Annotated in this window: 3 protein-coding genes; all 3 read left to right on the plus strand. The window is 67.6% G+C overall.

All coding sequences use genetic code 11. The features are described 5' to 3' along the window. Positions 1 to 101: 101 nt before the first annotated feature. Entirely contained in the window at positions 102 to 473 is a 372-nt protein-coding gene (locus tag CCN56_RS39640) for a hypothetical protein (protein ID WP_179200156.1), read from the plus strand. Between the two features lie 15 nt (positions 474 to 488). Continuing rightward, positions 489 to 1,301, plus strand: coding sequence for a hypothetical protein (locus tag CCN56_RS39645; RefSeq protein WP_179200157.1), 813 nt, complete (start codon positions 489 to 491; stop codon positions 1,299 to 1,301). Positions 1,302 to 1,580: 279 nt separating this feature from the next. Beyond that, positions 1,581 to 1,959, plus strand: a 379-nt coding sequence (locus tag CCN56_RS39650; protein WP_143664810.1) for a hypothetical protein, incomplete at its 3' end; no start/stop codon positions are given.

Consider the following 1,959-nt stretch of genomic DNA (forward strand, 5'->3'; position numbering starts at 1 on the left):
GCCACCGCCGGACGGTCAGGGTCACGGAAGCAGCGGGGGAGAGCATGTCGTTCGAAGACGAGTGGGCGTCCGTACGGTCCACGTAGACGGCCAACGTGAGCATGAGGCTCAACCAGGTCGCCCCCGAGCCCGGCGGTGGCGGCGGAGGCAGCGCCGACCTGAGCGTCGACCAGGACAAGCTCGGCGCCATCGGCAGCGCCGCGCACGCGCTGCACGGCCGGCTCGCCAAGGACGGCAACCACGCCCGTACGAGCACGACGGAGGCGGCCGCCCAGCTCAAGGGCCACGACTTCCTCACCGGTTCGGCGATGGCGGCCGTGCAGGAGACCTGGGACGAGCAGCTGAAGACGCTGCTCGACGCCTGCGCGAACATCTCCAACCACCTCGACTACAGCGCGGCCTCGCACGCGAAGGAAGAGCAGGACATCACGGCGGCCCTCGCGGCCTCCCAGATCGACCAGTACTTCAAGTAGGTCGGGATACCAGCTGTGTCGACCTACCAGAACGTCATACAGGCGCCGCTCGACAAGATGAAGACGGCGGCCGACGAGTGGGCCGAGCTGAAGGGCAAGCTCGACACGCTCGCCCAGGACGCGCAGTCGACGATGGCCGCGAAGGCCGGGGACGACTACTGGCGCGGGGTGAACGCCGAGGCCACCAAGCCCTTCGTGGACAAGACGGCGAAGGACTTCTTCTCGAAGGAGCCGACGTCGTACAACCAGGACGGGAGCGTGGGCGGGACGGTCGACCTCGACCCGAAGAAGGGGGACGAGCAGACCAATTACCTGGGCTTCTTCGCGAACAAGGACTACACCTTCTTCGCCGACGTCGAGGGGCACAACCCGGACGACCTCACCAAGACCATGGGGTACATGCCGGACGCCCTCGGCCATGCCCTGGAGTCGGCGACGCTCGGCCATGCCTGGGACGACCCGACGCCGGAGCTGAAGCGGGACGAGACCACGGCCGGGATCATGAAGGACGCCGTCGACAAGTACGGTGGCGACGCCGAGTTGCTCAAGAAGTGGCAGCCCACGATGCCGGTGTCGCCTTCCTGCCCGCGACCGCCGCGGTCGGCGCGGCGGCCGTCCTCGTGCCGCTCGCGGTCGACAGTGGTTCGGGTGCCATGGAACAGCTGGCCGGGCAGGTCATCGGGGACTGGTCGGACAAGTCCGTCGAGGACCACAAGGACAAGACCGAGGACGAGATCCACGAGAGCAAGAAGGCCATCTACACGGCCGGTCGGTACAGTGCCGAGTCTCCGATGGAGCGGTTCCTGTTCGAGCACCGTGACCAGGTGAGCAGCGACTTCCGCCAAGACATGATCGAGTCCGTGGGCAACGGCTACGGACTGGGCAACGACCATGCGAAGCAGACCGGCAACGCTCCCGAAACCGGCTGAACCCCTGCCGCCGACTCCACGAGGAATCCCGATGAGAAGAGCGTCCGCGTCCGTATCGACCGTGCTGGCCTGCGGGCTGCTTCTCACCGCTTGCGGGAGTGGCGGCGAGGAGGCTCCCCAGGTCGCGCAGAAGTGCGACGGGACCCTTTCGCCTGCGGCGGTGGAGGCTCTGGGGGCGGTGCTGGGTACGAAGGCGCTCCAGTGGGACGGCACCGGGCTGGAACGGACGGCGAAGGCCCTGATCGACGATCAGGCGGTAGTGGGCCGTGCTCCGGTGGTCCCTCCGATGTGCAAGGTCGCACCGGCCGCCGGCGACAGGCTCCGTATCCACATCGACTTCCGGCTGCACGACAGCGAAGACCTGTTCGACGACGGCACCAAGTGGACGGCCCAGGGGCGGCACCTCTACGGCATGGGCAGGGAGGCGAGCACCGACAACAAGGCGGCGTATCTCTTCGTCGGGTGCAGCAGCCCCCAGCTGAAGGGATCGGACCAGGAACCGGTCCCCATCGAGAGCGTGCTCAAGTTCGACAAGCCGTTGGAGGGCGCCCACCCCC

It is taken from the genome of Streptomyces sp. NRRL B-24572 (genome assembly GCF_002156145.1).
Taxonomy (GTDB): Bacteria; Actinomycetota; Actinomycetes; order Streptomycetales; family Streptomycetaceae; genus Streptomyces; species Streptomyces vietnamensis.